22 protein-coding genes and 2 pseudogenes are annotated in these 25322 nt (G+C 70.7%); 5 read left to right on the top strand and 19 right to left on the bottom strand.

Translation table 11 applies throughout. The annotated features are described in order from the left end of the window. Positions 1–130: 130 nt before the first annotated feature. Entirely contained in the window at positions 131–1642 is a 1512-nt protein-coding gene (locus tag ACIQM0_RS36940) for an alpha/beta hydrolase (RefSeq protein WP_401295175.1), read from the bottom strand. A 166-nt stretch (positions 1643–1808) separates the two neighbouring features. Between ACIQM0_RS36940 and ACIQM0_RS36945 the strand changes: the two genes are divergently transcribed. Beyond that, complete coding sequence (locus ACIQM0_RS36945; RefSeq protein ID WP_401295177.1) at positions 1809–2561, top strand: MerR family transcriptional regulator; 753 nt, start codon at positions 1809–1811, stop codon at positions 2559–2561. A 176-nt stretch (positions 2562–2737) separates the two neighbouring features. Here ACIQM0_RS36945 and ACIQM0_RS36950 read toward each other — a convergent pair whose 3' ends face one another. Then, positions 2738–3502: a MerR family transcriptional regulator gene (locus tag ACIQM0_RS36950; RefSeq protein ID WP_401295179.1), complete on the bottom strand. Its 765-nt coding sequence runs from the start codon at positions 3500–3502 to the stop codon at positions 2738–2740. Between the two features lie 829 nt (positions 3503–4331). Continuing rightward, positions 4332–5090: an SDR family NAD(P)-dependent oxidoreductase gene (locus ACIQM0_RS36955; protein WP_401295181.1), complete on the bottom strand. Its 759-nt coding sequence runs from the start codon at positions 5088–5090 to the stop codon at positions 4332–4334. 151 nt (positions 5091–5241) lie between these two features. Here ACIQM0_RS36955 and ACIQM0_RS36960 point away from each other — a divergent pair, with 151 nt between their 5' ends. Beyond that, positions 5242–5886: a TetR/AcrR family transcriptional regulator gene (locus ACIQM0_RS36960; RefSeq protein ID WP_401295183.1), complete on the top strand. Its 645-nt coding sequence runs from the start codon at positions 5242–5244 to the stop codon at positions 5884–5886. A gap of 179 nt (positions 5887–6065) precedes the next feature. Here the strand turns inward: ACIQM0_RS36960 and ACIQM0_RS36965 are convergent, their stop codons facing one another. Further along, the gene (locus ACIQM0_RS36965) at positions 6066–6545 is read right to left on the bottom strand and encodes a CGNR zinc finger domain-containing protein (protein WP_401295185.1); all 480 of its coding nucleotides are present in this window, start codon (positions 6543–6545) and stop codon (positions 6066–6068) included. Between the two features lie 107 nt (positions 6546–6652). Between ACIQM0_RS36965 and ACIQM0_RS36970 the strand changes: the two genes are divergently transcribed. Continuing rightward, on the top strand, positions 6653–7519 hold the full coding sequence (locus ACIQM0_RS36970) for an alpha/beta fold hydrolase (protein ID WP_401295187.1): 867 nt from the start codon (positions 6653–6655) through the stop codon (positions 7517–7519). Positions 7520–7616: 97 nt separating this feature from the next. Beyond that, positions 7617–8186 (top strand): annotated as a pseudogene (locus ACIQM0_RS36975) (HD domain-containing protein). Here the strand turns inward: ACIQM0_RS36975 and ACIQM0_RS36980 are convergent. The 3 genes and pseudogenes from ACIQM0_RS36980 to ACIQM0_RS36990 all read right to left on the bottom strand — a co-directional run. Further along, positions 8174–8350: pseudogene (locus ACIQM0_RS36980) on the bottom strand (NUDIX hydrolase); the annotation flags it as partial. The pseudogenes ACIQM0_RS36975 and ACIQM0_RS36980 overlap by 13 nt on opposite strands. A gap of 254 nt (positions 8351–8604) precedes the next feature. Beyond that, positions 8605–8793, bottom strand: a complete 189-nt coding sequence (locus ACIQM0_RS36985; RefSeq protein ID WP_401295270.1) for a tyrosine-type recombinase/integrase — start codon at positions 8791–8793, stop codon at positions 8605–8607. Then, positions 8793–9050, bottom strand: a complete 258-nt coding sequence (locus ACIQM0_RS36990) for a hypothetical protein (RefSeq protein ID WP_401295189.1) — start codon at positions 9048–9050, stop codon at positions 8793–8795. Before ACIQM0_RS36990 ends, ACIQM0_RS36985 begins: the two co-directional genes overlap by 1 nt. A gap of 102 nt (positions 9051–9152) precedes the next feature. Between ACIQM0_RS36990 and ACIQM0_RS36995 the strand changes: the two genes are divergently transcribed. Beyond that, positions 9153–9323: a helix-turn-helix transcriptional regulator gene (locus ACIQM0_RS36995; RefSeq protein WP_401295191.1), complete on the top strand. Its 171-nt coding sequence runs from the start codon at positions 9153–9155 to the stop codon at positions 9321–9323. Between the two features lie 142 nt (positions 9324–9465). Here ACIQM0_RS36995 and ACIQM0_RS37000 read toward each other — a convergent pair whose 3' ends face one another. The 12 genes from ACIQM0_RS37000 to ACIQM0_RS37055 all read right to left on the bottom strand — a co-directional run bounded on the left by ACIQM0_RS37000 (position 9466) and on the right by ACIQM0_RS37055 (position 25280). Beyond that, complete coding sequence (locus ACIQM0_RS37000; protein WP_401295193.1) at positions 9466–11046, bottom strand: hypothetical protein; 1581 nt, start codon at positions 11044–11046, stop codon at positions 9466–9468. A gap of 6 nt (positions 11047–11052) precedes the next feature. Continuing rightward, positions 11053–13587 (bottom strand): GTPase-associated protein 1-related protein, encoded by a 2535-nt coding sequence (locus tag ACIQM0_RS37005; RefSeq protein ID WP_401295195.1) that lies wholly within the window; start codon positions 13585–13587, stop codon positions 11053–11055. Next, complete coding sequence (locus tag ACIQM0_RS37010) at positions 13584–14774, bottom strand: hypothetical protein (protein ID WP_401295197.1); 1191 nt, start codon at positions 14772–14774, stop codon at positions 13584–13586. The genes ACIQM0_RS37005 and ACIQM0_RS37010 overlap by 4 nt, the downstream gene beginning before the upstream one ends. Continuing rightward, a complete protein-coding gene (locus ACIQM0_RS37015; RefSeq protein WP_401295199.1) occupies positions 14774–16822 on the bottom strand; it encodes an Hsp70 family protein in 2049 nt (682 codons plus the stop codon). Before ACIQM0_RS37015 ends, ACIQM0_RS37010 begins: the two co-directional genes overlap by 1 nt. Next, complete coding sequence (locus tag ACIQM0_RS37020; RefSeq protein WP_401295272.1) at positions 16819–18921, bottom strand: AAA family ATPase; 2103 nt, start codon at positions 18919–18921, stop codon at positions 16819–16821. The genes ACIQM0_RS37015 and ACIQM0_RS37020 overlap by 4 nt, the downstream gene beginning before the upstream one ends. A 5-nt stretch (positions 18922–18926) precedes the next feature. After that, the gene (locus ACIQM0_RS37025) at positions 18927–20363 is read right to left on the bottom strand and encodes a hypothetical protein (RefSeq protein WP_401295201.1); all 1437 of its coding nucleotides are present in this window, start codon (positions 20361–20363) and stop codon (positions 18927–18929) included. Beyond that, a complete protein-coding gene (locus tag ACIQM0_RS37030; RefSeq protein WP_401295203.1) occupies positions 20360–21010 on the bottom strand; it encodes a 4Fe-4S single cluster domain-containing protein in 651 nt (216 codons plus the stop codon). Before ACIQM0_RS37030 ends, ACIQM0_RS37025 begins: the two co-directional genes overlap by 4 nt. Then, positions 21007–22131 (bottom strand): hypothetical protein, encoded by a 1125-nt coding sequence (locus tag ACIQM0_RS37035; protein ID WP_401295205.1) that lies wholly within the window; start codon positions 22129–22131, stop codon positions 21007–21009. The genes ACIQM0_RS37030 and ACIQM0_RS37035 overlap by 4 nt, the downstream gene beginning before the upstream one ends. Further along, on the bottom strand, positions 22128–22946 hold the full coding sequence (locus ACIQM0_RS37040; RefSeq protein ID WP_401295207.1) for a protein phosphatase 2C domain-containing protein: 819 nt from the start codon (positions 22944–22946) through the stop codon (positions 22128–22130). The genes ACIQM0_RS37035 and ACIQM0_RS37040 overlap by 4 nt, the downstream gene beginning before the upstream one ends. After that, on the bottom strand, positions 22943–23713 hold the full coding sequence (locus ACIQM0_RS37045) for a hypothetical protein (protein WP_401295208.1): 771 nt from the start codon (positions 23711–23713) through the stop codon (positions 22943–22945). Before ACIQM0_RS37045 ends, ACIQM0_RS37040 begins: the two co-directional genes overlap by 4 nt. Further along, complete coding sequence (locus ACIQM0_RS37050) at positions 23706–23942, bottom strand: hypothetical protein (RefSeq protein WP_401295210.1); 237 nt, start codon at positions 23940–23942, stop codon at positions 23706–23708. The genes ACIQM0_RS37045 and ACIQM0_RS37050 overlap by 8 nt, the downstream gene beginning before the upstream one ends. Positions 23943–24167: 225 nt before the next feature. Beyond that, complete coding sequence (locus ACIQM0_RS37055; RefSeq protein ID WP_401295212.1) at positions 24168–25280, bottom strand: macro domain-containing protein; 1113 nt, start codon at positions 25278–25280, stop codon at positions 24168–24170. Positions 25281–25322: the final 42 nt, after the last annotated feature.

Here is a 25322-nt window from a genome sequence, read left to right on the forward strand (position 1 = left end):
ACGGCCGCCTTACCGCCGGACGAGTGTAGGCCGACCAGCCCACCGAAAAACCTGTAGGCCAAACAGACGAACCACACCTGATTCCTGATAGACCCGCGGCGGACGGGGGCGGGCGGCGCGGGTCAGGTTGTCAATCCGCGGGGCAGGACGTGTCCTTCGTGGGCATCTTGCCCTCGACGAGGTAGCGGGTGGTGGTGTTCAGCGCGCAGGAGTTCTTACCCAGTACGTAGACGCCGTGCCCGCTGTCGTCGACGCTGACCAGCCGGGCGCGGTCGCCGAACTTCTCGCGCAGCATCTTCCCGCCCAGGTGCGGGGTCGAGGCGTCCCTGCGGTTTTGCAGGAGCAGCAGGTTGCGCGGGCCTTCGGTGTCGATCTCCACGGGCGGTTCTGCGGGGGCGTACGGCCAGAAGGCGCAGGGGGTGATGTTGGCGGTGGCGGCGCCGTACAGCGGGTAGCGTTCGCGGTCCTCGGCGACGCCTTGCCGGTAGGTGTTGACGTCCTCGGGCCACTCGGCGTCGTTACAGGTGACGGCGAGGAACACGGTGAGGGCGTTGTCGGTCGGCGACAGCGAGCCGTCCGCCGTTTCCTCGGTGGCGGCCGTCAGACCGCGGGCCGCGGCCTCGTCGCCTTCCCGCAGCATCTGCCAGGTCTGCGCCAGCTTGGGGTACTGCGTCTGCTTGAACAGGTGGCCGAATGTCAGGAGCCGGAAGAGGCTGCCGTCGATCCCCGCGACGGGGGCCTTGTCGAGTCTGCCGGCGATGGTGAGGTAGGACGCCCGGACCTGGCTGGGTGTGCGGCCCAGGCCGTAGCTGTCGTGGCGGCTGGCGGCCCACTTCGCGAAGCCCGGCAGGGTCTGCTCCATGCCGAGCGCGTAGCGGCGCATGCCGTCGCGGTCGAGGTGGGTGTCTCCGATGTTGCTGTCGAGCACGATGCGGTCGGAACGCTCGGGGAACATCGACGCGTAGGCGGCGCCGAGGGCCGTGCCGTAGGAGTAGCCCAGGTAGCTGGTTTTCTCCTCGCCGAGCGCGGCCCGGGTCCGGTCCAGGTCGCGGGCGGTGTTCGCGGTGGTGAGGTGACGCAGTAGGCCGTCGTCGTCGTTGTCCGCGCACTGCTCGGCTGCCTTCTCGGCGACCTTGGCCTGTGCGGTGACCGCGGCGTCGTTGACCGCGTAGGGCGGGATGTTGGAGTAGTAGGGGCTGTCTGTGGTGAAGCCGCAGCTGACCGGTGTGGAATGACCGATCCCGCGGGTGTCCATGCCGATCAGGTCGTAGCGGTCGGTGACGCTGCTGGGCAGGCCCTGGGCCACCAGCAGCGCGGACAGCGCGAGCCCGGATCCGCCGGGGCCGCCCGGGTTGAGCATGAGAATGCCGCGCCGCTTGTCCGGGTCGGTGGCGGCCAGCCGGGAGACGGTGAGGTCGATCTGCTCGCCGTCCGGGTGGGCGTAGTCCAGCGGTACGGGCACGGTGGCGCACTGCAGTACGGTCGGAGCGGCTTCCGCCCCGACGTCGTCGGGGCACTGGCCCCACTTCATCTGAGGCGTTTTCGTCTCCTCGGCAATGGCGGGCGCAGTGATCAGTGACGCGCCGAGGCCGATGACCGCCAGGAGGGCCAGGTTTCGGCCGACGCTGCTTTGTCGTTTCATGTCCAGTCTCCGCATATCGGTGCGTGGGGCGTGGTCGCGGCCATCCCACTCCCTGCCCCTGGGGCACGGTCAACTGATGACGGGCCGGAACCGACCGGAGTTGACCGTGCCCCAGGGGCAGGGTTTTCAATGGCCGCCGGGCACGATGCTGGAGAGGGGGCTCCTGGTGGCGTGGAGTACCCGTCGGCTGGCGGAACTCGCGGGGACGACGGCCAAGGCCGTCCGGCACTACCACGAGATCGGCCTGCTGGACGAGCCGGAACGGGCGTCCAACGGCTACAAGCGCTATGGCGTCGGCCATCTGGTGCGCCTGCTGCGTATCCGTAGACTGACCGACCTCGGCGTGGCCCTCGCAGATGTCCCCTCGGTCGAGAGCGGTGATGAGAGGGCACGGCAGATCCTCCGGGACCTGGACGCCGAACTCGCGGCGGACATCGAACGCCGGCAGCGGATGCGGCGAGAACTGGCTGCCATCATGGACAACCGGGCCGCGCTCGACATGCCCCCGGACTTCAAGACGCTCGCCGACGACCTGCCCGAAACCCAGCGGTCCCTGCTGGTGGCCTACTCCAGCATCCTCACACCCGAAGCGATGGCCGCCCTCCAAGAACAGCTTTCGGGACCTCGCGGCGACCTCGAAGCGGAGTTCGCGGCGCTCGACGAGGACGCTCCCGACGACACACGGCAGCGGCTGGCCGAGCGAATGGCACCCGAAGTCCGTCGGCAGCACCGGGCCCACCCTGCTCTGGCCGACCTCGGGCTGGCCTCGCACCGAGAAAGGGCCGTTGCGGACTCGGTCGCCGTGCACGCACTGGTCGAGTTCTACAACCGCGCCCACCTCGACGTGCTGCGACGCGTCCACAGCATCCTTGTCGAGAACGACACCGCGGGGAGCGAGAGCGACGACGCCCAGCAGTGAGGGCAGCGCCAGGCAAGCGCACACCGCATCTGTCCCGTCCGCGCAGCGTCGAGGCGCGTGCGGCAGTGGACCACACCGACTACGGTTCGCTGATGTCCAGGGGGTAGTGGCAGTGACGACGACTCTCCCGTTCACTCGTCACACCATCAGGCGCGCACTGGGCCGCACTCACCGAGTCACGAAGCGGCGCTTTGAGAGCGGTCACCGTGGGCATCCACCCCGGACAGGAGCCCGTCGAGCCGCTTCATGACGTCCACCTGGGCTGGGTTGTAGAGATCGCTGATGGCTTTGCCGATGGTGCGGGCGGTGTGCTGTCGGCCGCGCGGGGCGTCTGAAGCGAGATCGCTGAGCCCGGGATGGCGGACCCGGAGGCCTCGAACGTATGGCACGAGACGCTCGGCGAGATTCTGGCGGGTCACCTCGTCGGCATCGGCCGGAAGCTCGTTGAGTTCCAGTGCCACCGGCTGCGGCTCCTGCTGGAGCAAGTCGGCATAGGCGTCCATCCCACTGGGCCCGAGGACCGTACCGAGGACGGTGACGAAAGAGCGGTCCGGGGCAGGAAGCTCGGCGGTCTTGTCCACGGAGACGAAGCGGAGGGGCAGATCGCTCGCGGCTCGTCCGCGCAGGAGGGCGCCCACCTCCGCGCGGGCGTGTTGCAGGCGTTCGATGGTGGCGGCCAGCTCCGTGTCGAGAGCCCGCAGATCACGCGGATCGGGACCCGAATCCGGATCGTCGTCCATGCCCGCGATCTGGGGCAGGGAGAAGCCCAGAGCGGTGAGGCGCTTGATCCGGAGGAGCCGGACAAGATGACTGACGCCGTACTGCTTGTAGCCGTTGGAGCGACGCTCCGGCTCCTCGATCAGGCCGATGTGGTGGTAATGCCGTACGGCCCTGAGGCTGACGCCGGCCAGCTCCGCCATCTCCCGAGTGCTCCACGCCATGATCGAAATCTCCCCCACCGTCCGGTGCTTCGACGCGGTCACGTCGCGAGCCCCGTTGAAAACCATGACGCAACGGCAGGCTGGGGCAGCTCAGAGCGTACGAGGGTGCTGTCCGCACCCTCTTGGCGATGTGCGGAGACCACCGAGGTTCAGAGGAAGACCGGTGGCTGCGGGTACCTGAAGGGAACACGACGCCCGCTGGAGCCCACCCCCGGATCGACGGTCAGCCGCACGAACCGGTACGGCGGAAGTAGTGGTCTTCGCCCCCGGTCGGCAGGAACTTCATGGTCCGCCAGCCCAGCATTCATCGCCGAGGTCCTCGTCGTGCTGATAGCCGCGCTGGTCATTGCGTCGTCGAGGGCTCGGCGGCTGTCGACACTCATCGGTCCGGTCCGATCCGCACAAGGGCATACCCCACTCTGCTCTCGTACCCCCACTCATCGGGGGAGCCGGTGCAGAGGAGTGGTTGGTTCGGTTCACGGCCGAGTCCGGCCCCGGGCCTGGTAAGCCCGCATGTTGAAGTGTCGTGTATTCCTCGACGAGGCGGGACGAACGTCACCGTGTGTGGTCGCCCGGAGGGAACCGGCCGGGCGGGGATCCGACCCCGGCCCACCAGGAACGCCTCGCTCATAGATCTGGCCGCCGAGCTTCCCGCGCTCGTTTTCAGTGGTCTGCTCGGCCTCTGCGAACAGACCACCGCGTACTGGATGGCGAGAGCGGCGACGACGAAGCCCGCTATGCCGCCCGCCGGGCCCGCGGGGCGGACCACGTCTGATACATCTCCCGGTTCCGCCAGGTAAGGGACGGGGCACACGCGTGGGCGGGGGCCCTACAACAGGGCGCCGCCGGACACCTCGAGTCGCTGGGCGGTGACCCAGCGCAGGTCATCGGAGGCGAGCGCGGCAATGGCGTCGCCGATCTCCTGCGGTTCGCCGACGCGGCCGAGCGCGGTCTGCGCGCCCAGGCCCTCTCGCATCTGCGCGTCGTCCCGCATGGCGCCGCCGTTGAAGTCGGTGGCTGTCGGCCCCGGCGCGATGGCGTTGACGCGGATCTTGCGCGCCCCCAGCTCCACGGCCAAGGTTCGGCTGAGGACCTCGACCGCAGCCTTGGAGGCCGAGTAGACCGAGGTGCCGGCACTGGTGTGGCGGCTGAGGGAGGAGGAGACGTTGATGATCCGCCCCCCGTCGGCCAGCACGGGCGCAAGCGCCTGGGTGAGGAAGAACGTGCCGCGCACGTTGGTGTCCATCACCGCGTCGAAGTCGTCGACCGTGACCGCTTCCAACGGTCCGAACAGCCCGATCCCGGCATTGTTGACCAGGACATCCAGCCGGGTCGCGTCCCAGCGCTCCAGTTGCGTAGCCAGGTGGGAGACGAAAACAGGAAGGGAGGCCACATCGCTGATGTCCAGCCGCAGCGCGGCAGCCACGGCGCCGGTTTCCTGGATGTTCCTGACCGTCTCCTCGGCCTCCTGTGCGTCGCCGCGGTAGGTGACCATGACGCGCAGCCCGTGCCGGGCCAGCGCCTGGGCCGTGGCCCGGCCCAGCCCGCGATTGCCGCCGGTCACCAATGCGATCTTGCCTGATTCCATGAGTGCTTCTCCCTGCGGGAACGGAACGACGCCGACGGGGGAGTGCTCCCGCCGGCCGAATGCGAGTCGTGCGACTCGCCTCCCTGGGCACGTAACCATCCGCACGGTGGCGAGTCAAGTGACTCGCCTCGTGATGAGGCATACTGGCCACATGACCGCAGGACTCTCCGCGCACCATCAACGACTCGCTCGGCGCAAGCGCGAGGCGATCACCGCCGCGGCCACGAAGCTGTTCCTGGAGCGGGGCTATGACGGGACCTCGCTGGCGAAGATCGCGCAGGAAGCGGTCGTCTCGAAGTCCACGCTGTTCAAGCAGTTCCCCACCAAGGCGGCGCTCTTCGAGGCCATCGTCACCGAGTACTGGAAGGACGGGCCGGACCCGGCGGCGCCCGCGACGCAGCCCGGTGACCTGCGCGTCGGCCTGAGCGCGATCGGCCGCCAGTACGCCGACCTGATCGGCCGGCCCGCGATGGCGGCCCTCTTCCGCATCGTCATCGCCGAACTGCCGCGCTTCCCGGAACTGGGACGGGCCCAGTTCGAGCTGGGCAAGCTGCCCTACTTCATCTCCGTCCAGGACTACCTGGAGGCCCAGCACGCCGCGGGCACTGCGGTGGTACCGGACGCGGAGAGCGCCACCAACCAGTTCCTCGGGATGATCGCCAACTACGTCCTGTGGCCGCGGATGCTGCTCGCCGACTGGAGTCCCGCACCTGCCGACGTCGGCCACGCCGTCGACGAGGCGGTCACGACGATGCTCGCCCGCTACGGCCCTGGACCCCAACTCGACTCCGTGTAACCCGCCGCCGCGCCGCCAGGGGCCTCGCGCGACCCCACAAGCCGGCCTGGTGTCGCCTTCAGCTGCCGGGCTCCGGCCGCTACCGGGGCCGCCCGCCGAGAAGGACATCGCTCCTCGCCACCCGCCCTGCTGCTCGGCGGGTTCCCGTCAGGCTCCCGCCGGGCCCCTCGGGTGCGGATTCACCGGGTGCGTTCGTAGTGGCGACGCACTTTCTCGCGGTTGCCGCAGACGGCCATCGAGCACCAGCGGGCGCGGTTGGCGCGGCTGCGGTCGAGCAGGAACAACCGGCACTCGGTATTGGCGCAGGGGCGCAGCCGGCCGGGCATCCGTTCCTCCGCGCCGGCCCAGGCGAGGACCGCCTCGACGGCGAGCCGGGCGTGCGGGGGAAACCTGACCGCCCACTGGAGGCCGTCCGAAGTAACCTCCGGGATCCGGTGGACCCCTTCCAGTAGCGGGCCCAACGCGGCGGGCGAACAGTTTCCGCGCACCACATCCTGCAGGACGTCCCGTGCCTCGCGCAGCAGCGTCAGTTCCGCGAGGCTGCCGTCGCCGCCGTGTTCCCGTGCCCAGCGCCTGCCTGCGGCCGGGTCACCGAGCGCGTCCTGCTCCTCGCCGTTGATCAGCGGCCTGCTGTTGAGCAGGTCCAGTAGCGCGTCCATCGGGGGATCACCGTCTTTCTAACCGGATCGAATCGTTTGACAGGTTAGTCCATCCCGTGCTTGCGTAGCGAACAGCTAACCAGATCGAATGTGCAAAGGGGTTAGATGTGAGCTCGGTGCGCCACCGGACCGCCACCGTCGACGGTCATGAGATCTACTACCGCGAGGCCGGCCCCGCCGATGCCCCCGCGATCGTGCTGCTGCACGGCTACCCGACCAGTTCGTTCATGTTCCGGGAACTCATCCCGCTGCTGGCCGACGACTACCACGTCATCGCGCCGGACCACCTCGGCTTCGGCCACTCCGACGCCCCGCCCACAACGGAGTTCGACTACTCCTTCGACGCCCTCGCCGAACTCGCCTCCGGGTTGCTCGACCAGCTGGGCCTGGACCGCTACGCCCTCTACGTCCAGGACTACGGCGCCCCCATCGGATGGCGCCTCGCGCTGAAGGACCCCGAGCGGATCTCCGCCCTCGTCACCCAGAACGGCAACGGATACGAGGACGGTTTCGTCGAGTCGTTCTGGGCCGACGTCTGGGCCTACGGGGCGAATCCCGGCCCGGACACCGAACCCGCCGTCCGCGCCGCGCTGAGTCTCGAGGCCATCCGCTGGCAGTACGTGCACGGCGTGCCCGATCCGGGCGTGGTCAGTCCGGACACCTGGGAGCACGACGTCGCGCTCGTCTCCCGCGAGGGTAACGACGAGGTCCAGCTGGCACTGTTCCGGGACTACCAGAACAACCGCCCGCTCTACCCGCTGCTGCACGAATACCTGCGTACCAGCGAGGTCCCTGTGCTCGCCGTCTGGGGCCGCAATGACGAGATCTTCGGCCCGGCGGGCGCACGTGCCTTCGCCCGTGACGCGACGGACGCGGAGGTGCACCTGATCAACGGCGGCCACTTCCTGCTGGAGAGCCACCTGAACGTGGTCGCGGGCTACCTTCGCGGCTTCCTCGGGCGGGTGCTGGGGTAGACAGGGCCGGGGGCTGGGAAAGGGGCCTTCGCAGGCGACCGCGCCAGTCCCCAACCCGTCCCGGCTCGGTCGTACGGCGCTCCGGTCCCGGGCGCGGCTGGGGAGAGTGACGGCGCCCGCCCGGCGCTGGCGGGCGGGCCGCGCTCCCTGCCGGGCCCCGCACGCCCCGCTGAAGTACGGGGTCGTCAAGCGGGCACGTTCCTTCAGCCCGATCCTCGGTCGTGACGCCGAGTTGCTGGAAGCTGCCGCCGTTCTGCACGACGTCGGCTACTCCCCGTCTGTCGCCGCCACCGGCTTCACCCGCTCGACGGGGCCCGGTTCCTCCGCGACCAGGAGGGCGCCGACGAGCGGGTCGTCCGGCTCGTCGGCGCATCACTCCTGTTCACTCCTGGAGGCTGAGGAGCGGGGACTGCGGCAGGAGCTGGAGACCGAGTTTGAGTGGGAACGGCCTGAGCTGGTCGATGCACTCATCGTGTCGGAGAGGACCACCACCCCGGACGGCGGGCACACGACGCCGGCGGCCCGACTGGAAGAGATCGTGCAACGGTACGGGCCAGACACGATCGTTGGTCGCTTCATCCAGCGAGCGGCACCGGAGATCTACGCCGCCACGGAGAGAGTAAAAGGCCGAATGGCCCTTGTCTCGGCCGGCACTCAGCCGATGTAGGGCTCATTGCGTGACTCGTCCAGGGCGTGCTGGATCCGCAGGCGCACGGATGGGTGGATGATGAGTTCAGCGAGGTCCGCCGGGTCCACCCAGCGGACCTCTTTGGATTCACTGCTCGTGCGGAGGTCTCCGCCTACCGGGTGCGCTCGGAAGCAGATAGAGATCTTCGCGTAGCCGCGGCCGGTCGGCAGAGCCTGTGGAGCGCGGTTCGTAGCCCAGTGCGGGCCCAAAGTCCCAGAGGAGTCCCAGAGATGCCGCCGCACCCCACCCTGACCCGATAAATGGCAGGTCAGACGGGGTGCAGCGGCATCCGTATATCAAATGTCCCGGAACTCCTCTACGGCGTCTCTGACCTGCGCAAACGAACCCCCGAAAGATCATCTTGCACGGTCGTTGCACAAGCCGAACAGTGCAGGAGTCACGCGGCCCTGGTGTAGGCGCTCCGGACCGCGATGCGGACCTTGGAACCGGCTCCCACGACCCGGTGCACGTATTTACGCAGGGTGAACGCGGGATCGGCGTGTCCGAGGCGGTCCGCGAGCGTGTACACGTCTACCCCGCCGTTGATCATCATCGGCGCGTACAGGTGTCGGAGCGCGTGCATCATCACGTCGCGGGACTTCTCCCAGCGTCGCCCCTTCGCATCGGGCTCAAGGGCTTGATGAGGCCGGCCGCTGCCAGAGTAGGTTTCCAGCGATAGGAGTTGAACCAGTTCGACTGAATGGCGGTCTTCTCCCGGGTGTAGAAGATCAGCCGCACCGTGACCGGGTCGCCGCCTTTGCTGCCCCATGGTCGGGTCACCTCGACCGGCGGGTACTTCTGCATGTGCTCGCGCAGGCACCGCCGCAGCAGACTGCCGCTCACGTGGTTCTTCCTGCCTGTTCCGAGCCGTTCCGGAGTACCCATGCGTCGAACCACTGCCCATGCTGCAGAAGCCGCCAGTGGCGCGGGGGCCGTCGTCCGTTGATGAGTGCTGAGGAACTGGCCGACTTCCTGGGCGTACCGGTGAACACGGTCTACATATGGAATCACCGACACCACGGTCCGCGAGCCCACAAGGTCGGCCGCTATTTGCGCTACCGCTGGCCGGAGGTGGAGGTATGGCTGGAAGCTCAGGCGGTGGATCGCACGATTTGAGTGGCCGAGTGCGACTGGTGCATTTGTGCCAGCAGGGCGACAGCCGTCCCCGGCGTACAGCCCGATTCGTCTGCCGCCACCAGCGGTTTTGCCCGGCGGTGCGGACGCCGCGGAGCCCGGCCGGTCTGCGGCTTGCGCCCCCTCACCGTTGCCGTACAGCGCGTGACCTGCCGCCAGCCCCTCGCAGGCACCAGTCGGACAACCGCGCGACGCTGCCGTCCACATGTGCGTTCTCGTCTGTCACGGCGGCTGTGCGGAAGAAGCGGACTTCACGGAAGTTCAGTTCCATGGCCCGCACGAGGCTGTGCAGGCCGAGCCCTTCGACCAGCCACGTCCGGGCGTCGTCGCTGTCGGGCCCGGCCGGTACCAGGCCGTGCTCGGCGAGTAGGTCCATCTTGCTGATGGACACCGCCAGTCGGGAGCGCCGCAGTGGGGCGCCCATCGCGGCCACGGCCTGGACCGACCGGGCGAAGACCTCCTCGGGATCGACCGTGGAGCCCAGGGTGCGGTCCAGAAGGGGGCCGGGCGAAGGGTCCAGCCGGGTCCAGAACGACTTGACCGCCATCGGGTCGAGGACGAAGACAAAGGTGCGCGCGGCCTGCGCGTAGCGCAGCGCGTCGGTTTCGTCGCGGTCGACGAACCGCTCGCCGGCCGTGTCGAAGAGGTGGACCAGCCGCTGGGAACGGCCGCCGCCGAGGACGAACGAGTGCGCCCTCGGCAGCGTCTTCTGGGTGGCGCGAGTGTGTCCGCGTATCCACAACACTTCCCGCAGCACCGCGTAGTTGGCGTCCGACTCGTCGTCCGCGAGGGTGATCGCCGGTCCGCCGTTCGCCGCCGCGCGCTCCAGGGACAGCAGCATGGCCGCCATCAGCCGTGTCTTGCCCGCCGCCTGTCCGCCGATCAGCGGTATCACTACCTCGGGCATGTGGCCGCCGGCCACGTTCATCGGCTTCCCGCAGTGCGGGTGGCCGCAGTACCCCTGAAGCCGCGCTTTCCGGTCCATCAGCATCAGCAGGGTCGGCATGCGCCGGCCGCACTCGCAGCGGCGCCGGAAGAGGCCGTACGTCCCGGGGCGGATGTCCGCGTGTCGTCGACGGCAGGTGGGGCTCGGGCAGTCGTACGCCGGGTACCGCACGCGTTCGAAACAATGCGGGCAGATCATTCCCGAGCCGAGCCGCTTCGTCCACAACGCCACCCGGTCGGTGGCCCGCAGAGCGGCCGCGAGGAGCCGGGTCCCGCCCGTCAGTAGAGCCAGGAGGAGGGCGTGCAGCACAAGCGCCAGGCCGAGCAGCGGAAGGGCCGCCACCAGGCCCGCGCAGAGTCCCAGGTACAACGTCAGACCGTACGGCACGGTGAAGGCCCGGTGCCGCGCCGGCGCGACGAACTGGCGCGAGGTCACGGCACCGAAGGAGTCCCCGACCGTTCTGGCGTACGACCGTCCCTCCAGGGTGATGAGCTGGCGCAGGTCGCGGAGGGCCGGACCGTAGAAGTAGTTGCGGTACGCCTTGACCGCCTCGTCCTGGGGCCGGTACGGCGGAAGGGTCCGGAACTCGGGGGTGCGCCGGTGCACGACGCCGACCAGTGTGCGCCCGTATCCGGAGAGTACCTGCATCATCAGTGCGAGGCCCCGCAGAGCGGCGATGAACGGAACGAAGGGCAGAAACAGCCCGATCCCGAAAAGGAAGAGCACTGGGACGAGAACGAAGGCAACGATCTCAGTCACGGCGTATTACCGGTCCTTCTTCTTAGGGAAGTTGTCGGGTGCGGTCGTGCCTGTTTTCAGCGTCTCGGGTCTCTGCCGACGGGGAAGATCCTCCGCTGCGGCTGCGGCTGCGGCTGCGGCTGCGGCCCGACGGCCGAAGAGCGGAAACCTGCGCGGCGCGTCACGCGCCGCGCGCTGCCGCCGGACCCCGGCCCTCTCGGCGTATCGGTCGGCGAGGTCGGCGCAGTGGGGACGCACTGCCTCCTCCAGCCTGCTCAAATCGGCCGCGCTCCAGTGCCGGTACGGGTGGGAGCGGATCGTGATCACCATCTCCTCCTGGGCCTGGGAGACCGGGACTCCGCCGTGCAGAGTGGCGACGGCGGCGACATGCCCGAGCAGAACGTCGTCGATCCGCTCGCCGCTCCCCACCCTGCGGTCCACGTCCGCGAGGTACAGGCTGAGGTCGCGGTGGCCCAGCTTCCCCAGCAGTCCGCGCAGTCGCCCGGTGTCGGCGGGCAGGCCCGGCAGGGCGGGGACCATGCGGAGGCGCTTGAGCGCCCTCGGTGCCGCCCAGGTGCCGGCCTCCGGAATCGCGAACGCGTCGACGAGATCGCCGGCCTCCCGGGCATCGCGGAGGGAGTCCAGGAGGCCGAGCGTGATCCGTACTCGGTCCCGGGCGCTCGGGGAGAGCCAGCCGGAGCGGCCCGGGGCGGCGAGCAGCCCGCATAGGTGGAGGCAGTTCTCCAGCGCCTCCTCGTCCTCGACCTCCTGGTTCAGCGCGCGGTCGAACCACTCGCCCACCGCCGCGTCCACCGGCGTCGAGACCCGCAGCTCACGGGCGATCCAGGCCGCTTCCCGGTGGGTCCAGGTCCGTGAGGGCTGTCGCCACAGACCGCGGAGCAGTTCCTCGTCCGGCGACGCGCGCTGCCGGATCCTCAAGATCTTGATCATGATGGGCACCGTGTTCGCAGGGTCGCGCTCGGCCCTTGCCCGCAGATGGTGTTCCAGAAGCAGGGGGCGGCCCGTCAGGTCGCTTTCGCGCAGGAGGTCGGCGGGGAACTGCGAGAGCAGTTGTTCCTGGCCGACGCGATCCCGGAGTGCCTCCTCGACCACCGAGGCCAGGGAATCCCTCATACGCGGCAGCTCGCGCAGGAGTTCGGCCACCTCGTGCCGGAACCCGGGGGCGGGCGCGGCGGAGCCGAGCAGCGTGCGGGCCAGGACGAGTGTCTCGCGCACCATGACCTCCGGTGGCACCGGGAGCCGGGCGCCGAGGGCCCACAGCAGCAGACGTGTCCGCTCGCGGGCGGTCCGTACCTCCGTCAGAAGCCGTTCCCACAGGACGGTGGCCCGCTCGCGTGCCGGCGGGTCGGTGATCGGCTCGGGTTCGAGGGCGTCGGCGTTGGCGTCGATGTAGGCCCGCATACGCGACCCCTGCAGTTTCCCCTCGATCTCCTGGTGGACCGCCTCATCACCGCCGGCCTTCGCGGCCGCGCTGAGCACGATCAGCCGGCGGTCGTCCAGGTCTCGATGCTCGCGGTGGATGTCCGCCGCCACGGCTGCCCGGCGTGCCCCCAGGTGGTCGGCCCCGGCCAGCCAGTCGATCACCGCATCGGCGTCGGCCGTTGTGAGCGCCATGCCGCCCGAGGCGGCCGCCGCGGCGACCGGCGCGTGCCACTCCTCCGGCGCCTTCTCCCCGCCCCGGGCGTAGTCCGCCGTCCAGGACCAGACGGGGCGGATGGAACCCGCGCCGATACGGGTGAGGAGATGGACCGCGGCGCTGACGGGCACCTCGGGGAAGACACCGCGCGCGAAGTCGAAGACGGTGTAGGCCGCCTCGTCATCCGGCCCGAAGGCGAGTTGCGCCTCCGGTACGGTGCCGATCAGGTGCAACCGGCTGCGGGCGGGGCGCAGCACGTAGGTGGCGAAGGAGAGCCCACGGGCGAGCGGGGGCGGCAGCAGGTACGAGACCGCCGCGAACCAGTGCGCGATCCGCTCGGTCGTACGCTCGATCACCACCACCGAGCCGTGTTCGCCGAGCGCGGCGAACACTGCGGACAGCAGGTCCGGCAGCCGGGCCGCGTGGGGGTGGCCACGCAGGAACTCGCTCACCGCGCGGGCGTCGAGCGGGCCGGGCGCGGGCGCCGTCAGCTCCAGGATGTCCGTGCTCGGTGACACCGTGCTGGTCCACACCGGAGAGTTCCATAGTTCGATCCCGAGCATCCCGCCCCCGGCCGCGGGGAAGTCCTCGCTGTGCAGTGCGTGGGCGAAGTAGTTGCCGAAGCGACGAGCCGAGTCCCGGCCCACGTACCGTACGCACAGTGCGGTGGCGCTGCGCCCCTGCGGGTCGTAGGGCCGGTAGCAGAGGTTGACCGGGCACCGCTCCAGCAGCTCCGGTGTGTCCGACTCCATCAGGGACCGCGGCGGCTCGTACCCGGCCAGGGCCTCGACGGCCTGTCGGGTCTCGACGGTGACGCCCGCACTGACGGCGTTGAACTGGAACCCCGAGAAGCGACTGAGCCCGTGCTCGCAGGAGGTGTAGTAGAGCTGCTGAAAGCCGGTCACCCGCGGCCCTCCTTGGGCACCGAACCGAATTCGCTCAGCAGCCACAGCAACGGGTCGGCCACCCGGTAGGGTTGGATACCGGTGGCGGCGACCCTGGCTTCGGGCGTGGGGTTGCGGCCGAGGGCCGACACGCCGAAGTACCGGTAGCGGGTGTAGTGGATGTCCAGGAGCTGGTCGATCGGCACGCCGTCCCAGTCCTTGAGGAGCCGGCGAACCTCCTCGTGGACGCTGAGGCTGTCGTTCACGTCGAAGCGACCCGTCAGGGGCGCGTGGTCGCGCAGGGGACTTCCGGGATCGAGATGGTGCCAGAAGGCGTCGATCTTCGAGAAGACGACGGCGATCGGGGTGTCGATCCGCCTCGCGGGCCGACTGGCACGGGCGGCCAGCAGCATCGTGGTCACCCGGGAAAGGACGTTGCCGGGCGGGTCCAGTGCTTCCGAGCCCGGCAACAGCGTGCCGGGCAGGGCGTTGCCGCGGGCGCCCGGCATCTGGAGGGGATCCAGCAGCAGCACTATGCCGTCGGCTCCGGCCAGGTAGCGGGTGTTCAGCTCGATGTTCTCCTGGGAGCTGAAGTCCTCGCCGGCGGTGTCGAAGAAGGACAGGACGGTGTGCTGCGGGCGTTCACCGAGCAGGGTGCGCCGACGCATGCCGAACCGGAAGACCAGCGGGTCCACCCGGTTGAGAGTGGTGGAGGCGGGCGAGGTGGGCGGGAACATCTGGTTGTCCTGGTAGAGACGTTCCTCGTAGTCGGAACTGAAGCGCTGCATCGTCGCGTCGTCCGAGCCCATCAGGGACGCCCCGAACGCCTCACCGACCCGGTGGCGGACCTCGTGGAGCAGCACCGTCATATAGACGGTCTTGCCGGACGCCTTCGGCCCGACCATGGCGATCAGGCGGTTGTCCACCATGCCGAACTGGACGGGCAACGCCGAGTGGCACAGCGGGCAGATCCGGTAGTTGGTTCCCCCATCGCAGTCCGCGCAGATCGCCGAGGACTTCCGGCCGTCTGCGGCGAAGACCGGGCCGAGGTCGTGGCTGCGGCGCGGTCCCTTCCGCTGGTCGAGCACCTGGTCGCGGCTGCGCGGGCACTGCTTGCCCGCTTTGCTGAGACGGGCGTTGCAGCGGAAGAGAATCTCTCTCGCGGTGAAGCTCTCGTAGCAGTAGGGGCAGATGAGCTGTTTGGCCATCAGGTGACTCGCAATCTGTGCAGCGCCGACGGGCGGATCTCGATGCCGGAGTCGGTGGCCGCGTCCGCGTCCGCTGGGAAGCAGACCAGCCAGGACGCACCGCGGGTGACGGGTAGAGGGAACTCCACGGTCACGGGGGTGCCGGCGGACAGCCGCTGCGCGGGCACTTCGTGCAGGACGGTGCCCTCGGCCGTGCTGGTGGGGCGGAAGCGTCCGAGACTGTGGACGATACGGAGCCCGGGCAGCCGACAGCCGGACTCGGAGGTGAACGTGACCGAAGCCACCCGGCCCTTGAGGCGGCGGCGCACGCTCGGCTCGTACACGACGACCATCGGGGCGGCCGGGACGAGCAGCGGGGACGTGTTCTCGGCGAACTCGCCGAGCTCGGGGACCAATGCCTCCACAGTGAGCAGGACAGCCCCGGGGCCGACGGCCAGTTCGAACCCTCCGTCGTGCTCGTACACCCGGCGGCGGCACACCACGTCCCCGTCACCGGTCGCGTCGGTGCTTCCCTCTCGGGACCAGCGCACCCGCGCGCTCAGGGCTCCGTCGGGCCACGCCCACAGCACGAGGAGGTGACTCCCGCGCCGGATGGCCTGGAGCTGGTCCACGGGAACCGCGAACCGGGGCCGCGGATCGACGAACGACGCCGCCGGAGCCTCCCCTGCGGCGTCGTGCGGATAGCTGACCGGAGTGGCCCGCGGCGTGAACGTGTCCTCGGCGCAGGGCATGGAGCATGTGCGGGCGGCGCTCGGCCGGGGTGTCTCCGGCGGCTGCGCGCGTCCTGGGACGGTGGCGTCAGCGTGTCCGGTGGGTGGGGGCTGGGTGGAATCGGGCTCCGCAGGGGCATCGGGCTCCGGGGGGAATCCGGGCCCGGGCGGCCCTGCCGATTCGGGGGGCGGCTCATGGGCCTCCTGTTGCCCGGCACGCCCGGCTCCCGGCGCATCCGGGACGGCCGTCGCGCCGCGTTGCCACGAGCGCGGGACGGGGTCCTCCGGCAGGGGGCGTCCGGCCCGGGGCTCCGGATCCTGCACGGCGTCGGCGGACACGGGGTCCTGGCGGGCGTCGAAGGCATCCGGGCCTACGGGGCGCGGGGCCGGCGTGCTGAGGTGCGGGGTCCGAGCGCGCGGGTACCCGGAGCCCGCGCCGGGGTACCATGCCTCCGCCCGCTCCGGCTCGGCGGTGGGCTGAGAGACCACGCGCAGCACACCGAAGTCGTCCAGCGCCAGCAGACCGAGCACGACAGCGAGTTCGGGGCGGTCGCGGCGCACCGTCAGGCCCCGCGCGGCCGGGAGGGCCTCGATCTCGCCCCGCAGTCCGGGCACGGCGCACATGCCGCCCGCCAGCAGCACGGTGTCCACGGCCAGTCGTGCGGAGGCGAGTTGCTCTGCGACGGCGGCGAGCGTGCGCTTCCGCAGCGGCGCGACTGCCCGCTCGAAGCCGGACCGGTCGAGGGTCAGAGAGTGCCGGCCGCCCGACGTGTCCACGACTTCAGTCACGTTGTCCCCGTCGCCGTACGCCCGCCTGAGGCCCTCCGCCGCCCGGAGCGGGTCCGCACCGTCCGGCAGGCGTCCGGCGAGACCGACGGCGACCGCAGCGTCCCAGTCACTGCCGCCGATGGGAAGGCTGCGTCCGCGGACCATGCGCACGGTGAGGTCGGGGGCGATGGACAGAACGCTCAGGTCCAGCGTCGTCGCCCCCTGGTCGCAGACCAGGACCGTATGGTCCACCCCCTCCGCGACGGCCCCGTAGTGCAGGGCCACGGCCACGGGGTCGGGCACCGCGCGCCCCACCCTGAGGCCGGCGCGCTCCACCGCGTACCTCAGCTCGTCCTTCTGCCCACCCGATGCCGGAAGTCCGATGAAGGCCGTGCCGTCCGGCTCCACCCCGTGGGCGTCCGTCGCCGCCCCGATCACCTGGGGCAGCGCCCGGCCTGGGTCAAGCACCCCGTCCACGCCGACGAGCCCGGTCGTGGTCACCTCCTGCACACCGTCGGGGCCGACCCTCGCGATGCGCCCGAAACGGTGACCCAGGTCGATGGCGATCATGCCTCCGCTCTCCTTTCGTCCTCGAACGGTGCCGAGCCGTCGACGGTTACCCACGCGGCGCCGTCGGCACCGACGCCGACCCGGATCCGGCTGCCGGGCTCAGGGCGGTGCGCTAGCAGATGACCGACGACGGCCGATCGCACCAGTTCCAGTTCATTGCGGATCTGCCGCCCGCCGTATGCCTGGTGCTCGGGGTCCGACATCCGCTTCGTGATCCACGGGTGCAGGGTGTCTGTGTCGGGCACCAACTCCACGCGGTGGCGTTCGTGGACGGACTCCGCCAACTGCCGCAGCAGCCGCTCGGCGATCCTGACGACGTGCTCGTCGCGCAGCATGTCGAAGACCACTACTCCGGGCTTGAGTCGGCCGTAGATCTCCGGTCTGCCGATCTCGCGGAACTTCTCCTCCACCGCCCGCGTGAAATGCGTCTCCAGCCGGGGATACAAAAGTTCTTCGTCGCTCTCCTCCAGAAGGTTCTGGACCTGCTCCGCGCCCGTGTTGGAGGTGAAAATGATCAAGCACTGGGAGAAGTAGGCCGTCTGGCCGCGCCCATCGGTGAGGCGGCCGTCCTCCAGGATCTGCAGGAACTTGTCCAGCACCTTGGGGTGGGCCTTCTCGATCTCGTCGAAGAGCAGCACGCTGAACGGCCGTTCCTGGACCCGGCGCGTCAGTTCGCCGCCCTGCTCGTGGCCGATGAAGCCCGGTGGCGCGCCGGCCAAGCGCTCGGCGGCGTGCTCCTGCTGGTACTCGCTCATGTCGAAGCGGGCGTAGGCGCTCTGGTCTCCGAACATCAACTCGGCCACTGCCTTAGCGAGTTCGGTCTTTCCTACGCCGGTGGGTCCGACGAAGAAGAAGGCGCCGCGCGGTCGGGCGGTACCCGAACTGCCGAAGTCGACGCCCACGAAGGCGGACTGGAGCGCCGAGGCGACGGCGTTTACCGCCGTGGACTGGCCGACCACCCGGGCGCCGAGAGCCCTGGCGGCACCCGCGACGGTGGCCCGGTCGAGCTGGGTCCACGGGTCGACGCTCACGTTGAGCCGGTGGACTTCCATCAGCTTTTCCGGTTTCTGCAGGGGAGCGTCGCGCAGCCAGGAGGTCCGGGCCAAGGCCTCGATGTCCCAGGCCGCCATGCCGTCGGTGGATCCCACGAGCGCCTCCAGATCGGCGTGTGTGGCGTCCTGCGCCCCCCTGAAGTGTCGCAGCAGCCAAGTGAGCCAGAGACGCCGCTCGTTGGGGTCGGGCGGGCTGATGTGCAGTGCGGCGATCCTCGGGTCCTCCAGGTGGAACCAACTGGGCAGCCGTCCGACGTCACCCACCGCGCACAGCACCGCGTTGCGCGCATGTGGGGCCGGGCCGACGGCGCTCCTCGGGGTCACGGCGTCCGTCATCGCGGCGCGTAGCCTCAGATAGCCCAGATGCGATTCGGGCTGTCCCGGCGGCAGGTGGTGGTCGACGTCCTCGAAGACGAAGGCGGTGGCCGCGTCGGGCGAGGACACCAGGCGGTGCACGGTGGCGACGACGTCCTCGAAGGCGCGGGGTGTGCCCGCCCGCCTCGGCGCCAGCAGGCGCTCCCGGCTCCTCTCCTGCTCCCGGATCCTTTCCCGCCCACCGCCGCGTGCCGTGCCGGCGTCCACGTCCGGCGAACCGTCGGGCTGCGCTGGTAAGCGCCCGTCGTCCTGCGGCGCGTGCGGCCCCGCACCGTCCGTCTCGGTACCGGCTGCCGCGGACGTTCCGGCCGGCCCGGACGGGCGCGCCTCGCGCAGCTCTTCGAAGCGCCGTCCGTCACCCGGCAGCGGAAAGGTGAGCCCGCCCACCGGGTCCCACCAGCCGACGACCTCCGCTCCGCGCATCCGCAGCAGTCCGGCGATCACCTCGCGGAAGGTGGCGGGCCGGTCGGCCAGCCACCACCGGTCCCTGATCTGCCCGTTCAGGATCACCTGGCGACCCCGTCCGAGCTCCCAGCCGAGGGACACCGCCCACAGCGGCATCATGGCGTCCGCGGTGGCCGGACTCCCGCCGCCGTCGGGTGCGCCTCCGCGGTCCCGGTACGGGGGGCGGCCCGGTCCGGCGCCGCCGTTCTCCCGCTTCGCCCAGTCCATCGTGGTCACCGGGTCCACCTCCAGTCCTGAGCGGCCTGGGGCCGTCCGTCCGGCCGACGCGGCTTGCCCTGCCAGGTGATCTGTCCGGGTACGAACCCGTGCCCTTCGACGATCGCCTCGTGCACCCGCTCCAAGAGGTCCTCCGTGCGGTCGCACCGAGCGCCCTCGGGATCCGGCCGGAAGGTGATATCGGGTTCGCCGTCGATCTGGTAGACGAGGACGGGGGCGCCCCCGTCCTCCGTGGTGATCGTGGTCCGGTAGGTCGATCCGCTCGGACGCTCGAAGCTGAGCAGCAGATCTCCGGCCCGCTGCTCTCCGCCTGTGAAGGCGAAGCCCTCGCCGATCATGGCGTCCTGCAGGGCCTGCGCCAGGTCCATGCGGCGCTTGTCCGCCACATGCATCTCGTCCAGCAGCACTTCGGTGCCGGCGAGCAGGTCCTCCAGCGCCGCGACCGCCGTCAGCGCCTCTGCCGCCGCCCCCGCCGCGAGCGGGGTGGTGACGGCGCTGAGCGCTGCCTCCATCCGCTCGGCGAGTTCGGGGCCGTCGAGCGCTCTCGCCTCGGCCGCTGCTTCCCTCACCGCTCCCGCCACCACGCCGAGCCGGTCCCTCGCCTCGGTGAGCTCTGCGGCCAGGAGCTCCTGTCCGACTTCCAGTGCCGCCTGTCGCGCAGCCTCCTGCTCCGCGGCGCGTTCCTCCTCCAGCCGCCGGACCTCCCGTACCCGCTCCGCCTCGCGCCGCCTCTCGGCGGCCCGGTCCTCGGCGGTCGCGGCGAACCGTACGAGTGCGTGCTCCGCGGTTCCGAGCAGCGCCTGGAACCTGGTCTCCGCACCCGGTCCGGCCGAGGCACGCAGCTCGTCGAGGAGGTCGCGGCAGCGCCGGTGCCCCTGCGGATCCTGTTCCCCGGCTTCCTGTCCGAGCCGGGCAAGCCGTTCCTCCAGGCCGGCCAGAACCGCTCCGTGGCCGGCGCTGCGGACGGTGGAGTCCCACTCATGGCCGAGCAGGACCACCCGGCCGCGCAGCTCCTCGATCGCCCCGCCGAGATCCTCGGTCATGCCGGCGCGGCTCAGCAGAAGGTCCAGCCGATGCCGCAGTTCCCGGACCTCGGAGTCCTCCGCGCGGACCCGGTCGAGCAGTTCGCGTACCCCGGTCAACCCACGCACGTCGGCGTCGGCCTGATCCTGACGCAACTTGGCAGCGTGGGAACGCTGTTGCTCCTCCCGCTGATGGTCCAGCCGCGCTCTCCTGCGCTCGGCGCCCGCCCTGGCCAGCTCCCGGCGCGCTGCCACTTCCCGGGCCTGCTCGGCAGCTCGCCGGGCCCGTTCCTCGGCGCGCTCCGCCTCCCGCCGCCGACGCGCCGCCTCGCGGGCTCGGCGCCGCTCCGCTTCGATCCGCGCGTAGGCCGGGGCGACGGTGACAGCGCTGTACTTCGGTGATCCGCTCATGCTTTCCTCCGTACCTCGGCGCGCAGGACGAAGCCCCGTGCCGCCAGTCGTTCCTCGAATGCCTCCCGGAAGCCGGGGGTCGGCGGCACCCCCGCCCAGGACAGTGATCCGTCAGCCGCCACGGACAGTTCGACGCCCGCGCTGGTGTCCGGCACGGTATCCAGGTGGTCGTGGCGTCCGGTGAGCGCGATGACGCGCTGGTTGGACGAGCCGCGCCAGCGTAGTCCGTGCCGCGCGGACGCCACGTACGGACCGTCGACGAGCAGGTCGAGGCGGCGCAGTAGCGCGCGTCGGTCCGGGTCGCCACGCAGCAGGGCCTCGTACCGGAATCCGGAGTATGCCATCGCGCTGAAATCCGGACGCCGTTCCCGGACGGCGTCGATCAGCGAGGCCAGTGGCCCCGCCTGGGCGAAGGGCTCGCCGCCGGAGAGGGTCACTCCCTTGACGTCGGTCAACCCACAGAGCCAGTCTGCGAGTTGTTCCACGGTGTGTTCGTTGCCCCCTTCGAAGGGCAGTGTCTCCGCCGCCACGCAGCCCCGGCAGCGCAGCGGGCAGCCCTGCACCCAGATCACGGCTCTGACCCCCGGCCCCAGGACGGTGCAGCGGTCGAGCGTCCGCGCCAGCGAGAGCCGTCTCATCTCCGTCATGCGGTGTCGTCCTCCGTGTCCTTCCCGTCGCTCGCGTCCGTGAGGTTCGGCGTCGCGCCGTCGGTACGCCGCGGCGGGTCCGGAGCGGCGAGCGGCGTACAGTTGTCCGCCCCGCGCTCGGCGAGGTCGCACCAGGGGCACCAGGGGCGCTCCGCCGTATGTACGTGTAAGACGTCCTTTCGGCAGGTCCGCAGCCGGGCCGGGTCCGACTCCGTGGCCAGTGCCTCGGCCCAGACCGACGCGGCGGGCCGGACCCCGCCGAACGCGGCCCGGAAGAGGGCGGTGAGGCGCCTCGGGAGCAAGTCGACGGGTGGCGCGGAACGAGGCAGGACCACCGAGGTGCGGTCGAGCAGGCGGCACCTGCTGTGCAGGACGTTGTCGTCGTACGAGAGGTAGTCGCCGCCCGTCCCGGGGTGCCCGGCGAACGGGTGGAGCCCGCACATCAGCAACTGGTGGACCAGGACCGCGAGGACGAAGTCGTCGGACGCCCGGTCGGGCGCGGTGCCGGCGGGGGCCTCGATCCGCTCCGGTGCCGTGTGGCCCGGGCTGCTCATCCGTCCGGGGAAGAGCTCGCCCCCGTCGGTGAACTGCCAAGAGTCCACGTCGGCGATGCCCACCCTGCCGCGCGCGTCGACCCAGAGATTGTCCGGTTTCAGGTCACCCACCACGTAGCCCTCGGCGTGCAGATCCGCGAGGAGACGTGCGAGCGAAAGGGAGGCCGCGAGCGCGGTGGCCCACGTCGATCCCGGGAAGAAGGTGCGGCGGGCCTGCGGGGTCAGCAGACGTGTGAACGGCTGGTGGGTGTGGCGCATGTCGGTCATCAAATAGCCGTCCATTCCGTCGCGGCCAGGGCCGCCGGCCCGGACTGGGGCCATCGGCCAGGCGACCCGGGTGGGTGTCGCGGAAAGGACCCGGACGGCGCGCGGTAGGCGGCGGCGGCGCACCAGCCGGACGACGCGGCGCCGGTAGGCGGCGGGGTCGGGCGGGTCGAGGGCGAGCTTGACCACCAGCGGCCGGGCGTCGTCCACCAGGTAGACGACCCCCTCCGAGCCGCTGCCGACCTGCTGTGTGAGGTGCCATGTGCGTCCGCTGTCGGAAACCGCCGTGAGGGCCACCGTCACCCGCCGTCCGTCAGGGCGCACAGCACGGTCAGGTCGTCGCCGGACCGTGCCGCCTCCGGCCTGGATAGCAGGGCGTGCAGGGGTGCGGCGTCACCGCCGTTGGCGCGCAGCGTCGCCGCCAGCCCGCAGAAGAACCGTTCGGAGGGCAAGGGCCCTGCCTCGGACGGGAGTTGGCGTACGGAGGGATGGTCGAGGGTCAGGGGGGCGCAGCCGTCGGTGGCGAGCACGACACCGCTCAGCTGCGGTTCCCAGACCACGAACGACCGGATCCGTAGAGCAGCCCCGGGCGAAGAGAGGAAGACCGTCTCCGCCGCGCCGGGAGGGGGCGGAGGCAGGACCAGGTGGCACCGTTCACGTGCCTCGCGAGCCGGAGCGGAGCCGACGGGCTCGTGGGTCAGTAACGTCCCGAAGCAGTCGCCCACCGCAAGGAAGGCCACCCAGGGTGGCCGTACGACCGCCGCGGCCAGCGTGGCGGCGAGGGCGCGGGCCTCCTCCGGCACGCATGGTTCGTCCGTCGACAACATGCCTTCAACGGCTCGCTGGTAGTCCCTCACCACCCTTGCGCCGGCCTGGGCCGTCCACTCCATCCAGGCCTCCGGACCGTCCCCCGCGTCCGGTATGTCCTCTGCCAGGGCGCGGCAGGCCGCGTCCACGGCGATGTGCGCGCCGAGCGCGCTGCGCTTCTGGCCGCCGGCGCCGTCCGCGACCGCCAGCACCGCCGACGTGCCCAGGTCGACCGCCCTGAAGGCGTCCTGGCAGCCCTGGCCGCGGGCCAGGTGCGCGGTCCCCTGGACGACGGCCCCGGCCACGATCACCGGTGCCTGTCCTCAAGCTGCCGCAGGCGTCGTTGCCACTGCACGAGCTGGTCCGTCTGGCTCTGGATCTCGTCGACGGCCTGGAGCGGGCCGGACACGTCGGAGCTCCTGAAGAGTATGTCGAGGATCTGCTCGAAACTCATGTCCTCGAGCATGTACGTCCCCCTGGGGGCCAGGACCTCCAGCAGCTCCAGATCAGCACCGTGTACCCCGATCGCCTGGAGCACGCACTCGCCCCGCTCCCCGCCCCGGCGCACCCTCTCCGCCGTACCGGCCAGGGCGGCCGGCGCCATCGGCTCCCCGGCGCCGTCGCTCGGCGCCCCGTCCGTCAGTACCCACAGGAACGGCCTGCGCACCTGGACGTGCCGTGCCTGGAGCGTCCTGTAGCGCTCCTGGGCCAGGTCGAGCCCGGTCTCGACGGCCTCCGTCATCCGGGTGAGCCCGAACGCCTCCAGCCGGGGTGGGCGCACCTCGTCCACCGGCACGAACAGCCGGTCCGGCGGGGCTTCGCCGACCGGGACCAGTCGCTTCCGGTCCGGGTCGTAGACCCGCACCCGTGAGTCGAAGGTGATCAGGCACACTTCCACCCGCGCTCTCAGCCTCGGCTCCGTCCGTACTCCTTCGAACCAGCCGGCCAGTGCCTCGCTGAGCTCGCGTATCCGGGGGTTGTCGGCCGGGCTTCCCATGGAGGCCGAGGTATCGAGGAGCAGGACCACGGGCTGCCGCTCGTCGTAGCCCTCCGCCAGTCCGAAGCCGGGCTCACTCATCGCCGCACGCCCCGCCCCGGTCCAGGCGGGCCGCCTCCGACGCGTGGGCGAGGAGCTGGTTCCGCGCGGCGTCGTGGCGCACGACGACCTCCGTGCCCGGCACCATCCCCGGTGCGTCCATCGACATCCGCAGCAGCACCCCTTCGACCAAGACGTACGCGTCGGGTGCCGGCCAGGTGACGACCCGGCCAGCGGCCCCGTGGCCCCACTTCTCCATTCCGCGGCTCATGCGCCCACACCGGTGCCGCGACAGCCGAGGTTTGCCCCGTCGCGACGCCCTTCACGCACTCTCGCCGCAACCGCAACCGCAACCGCAACCGCAACCGCAACCGCAACCGCAACCGCAACCGCAACCGCAACCGCTTCGGCTGGGATTACCCCCATCAAGATCTCCCCGTACTCCCTGAGCATCGCCCGTGCCCGTCGGGCACCGGCGTACTTCCATTGCACCGGGTCAACCGGTCGGTCTTCGGTCGTACACCGGGCGGATTCCGGCGGGGATGCCCTCGACCAGAGCCGCCGCTTCGGGCGTGCGCACCACGAAGTGCACGTCCCAGTCCGCCCCGCGCGCCAACTCCGCCTCCACCGCGGCCCAGATGGCTCCCAGACTGCCCTCGTACGACAGTCCGCCGCGGCCCGAGCCGAGCAGCGGGAAACACACCGACCGCAACGGCGGCGTATGGCTCCGGTGTTCGTCGTCGAGCATCCGCATGGCCCGGGACACGGCCCGGGTGACGTCGGCCGCCAGCACGTCGTAGTCGTTGGTACCGGCCCGGGGCACGGCGATCGCCGCGTGGTAGATGCGCCGCACTCCCTGCTCGGCCAACGCCCCCGCCCCGGTGGCCACCACGGTGCCCGGCCGCACAGCACGTCCCGAAGTGCCGTGCTGCTGCGCCCACGTGCGCAGCTCCGTCGGCAGTGGGTCGGCCAGGATCTCCCCCGTCACTCCGTGCTGGGCGGCCGCCCTGCGCAGTGACGCGGCGACGGACGACTTGTACTCCTCGGGCAGCGCCAAGTAGACGTTGGACGGGGAGACGACCACGTCCACGTCACGCAGCAGGTCCACGGGATGGACGTGCACCGTGAGAACGATCCGTCGACCGCCCGTCCGGACCTCCACGGACCGATGGGTGCCCGCGGCGCCTGAGTCCCCCGCGGTGACGGAGGACTCGGCTCCCGCCCGGTCGGCTACCAACAGCAGGATGTGCTCGGCGACCTGGCCGAGAACCATCACCTCCTGATCCTTGCGGAACCGTTCGACGCTCAATCCGTAGACCGAGGCCGCCCTGGCCCGGCGGGAGGAGGCCGGCCAGTCCCGGGTGCCCTGGGCCAGACCCAGGGTGTACTCGGCCGCAGTGCGCAGTGTCCCCGCGTCCAGGCGGGCCACCGCGCTCCGCAGCAGCACCTCCATGGGTGCGCTCGTCGCCCGCGCGGCGTCGGAGGAGACCGCCTCCGCAGCCGCGTCGAGCACAGGCAACGCGCGCCCTCTCAGCCGGGTCAGACCCGCGAGCCTGACATCCTTCAACTCGGCGAGGAGCGTGGCGTAATCGGGAAGAGGTGATGCCATGCGCTCACGTTGGCACCACCTTCCCGGGCTGACAAGCCGTGG

The sequence above is a fragment of the Streptomyces sp. NPDC091387 genome (genome assembly GCF_044756945.1).
Taxonomy (GTDB): Bacteria; Actinomycetota; Actinomycetes; order Streptomycetales; family Streptomycetaceae; genus Streptomyces.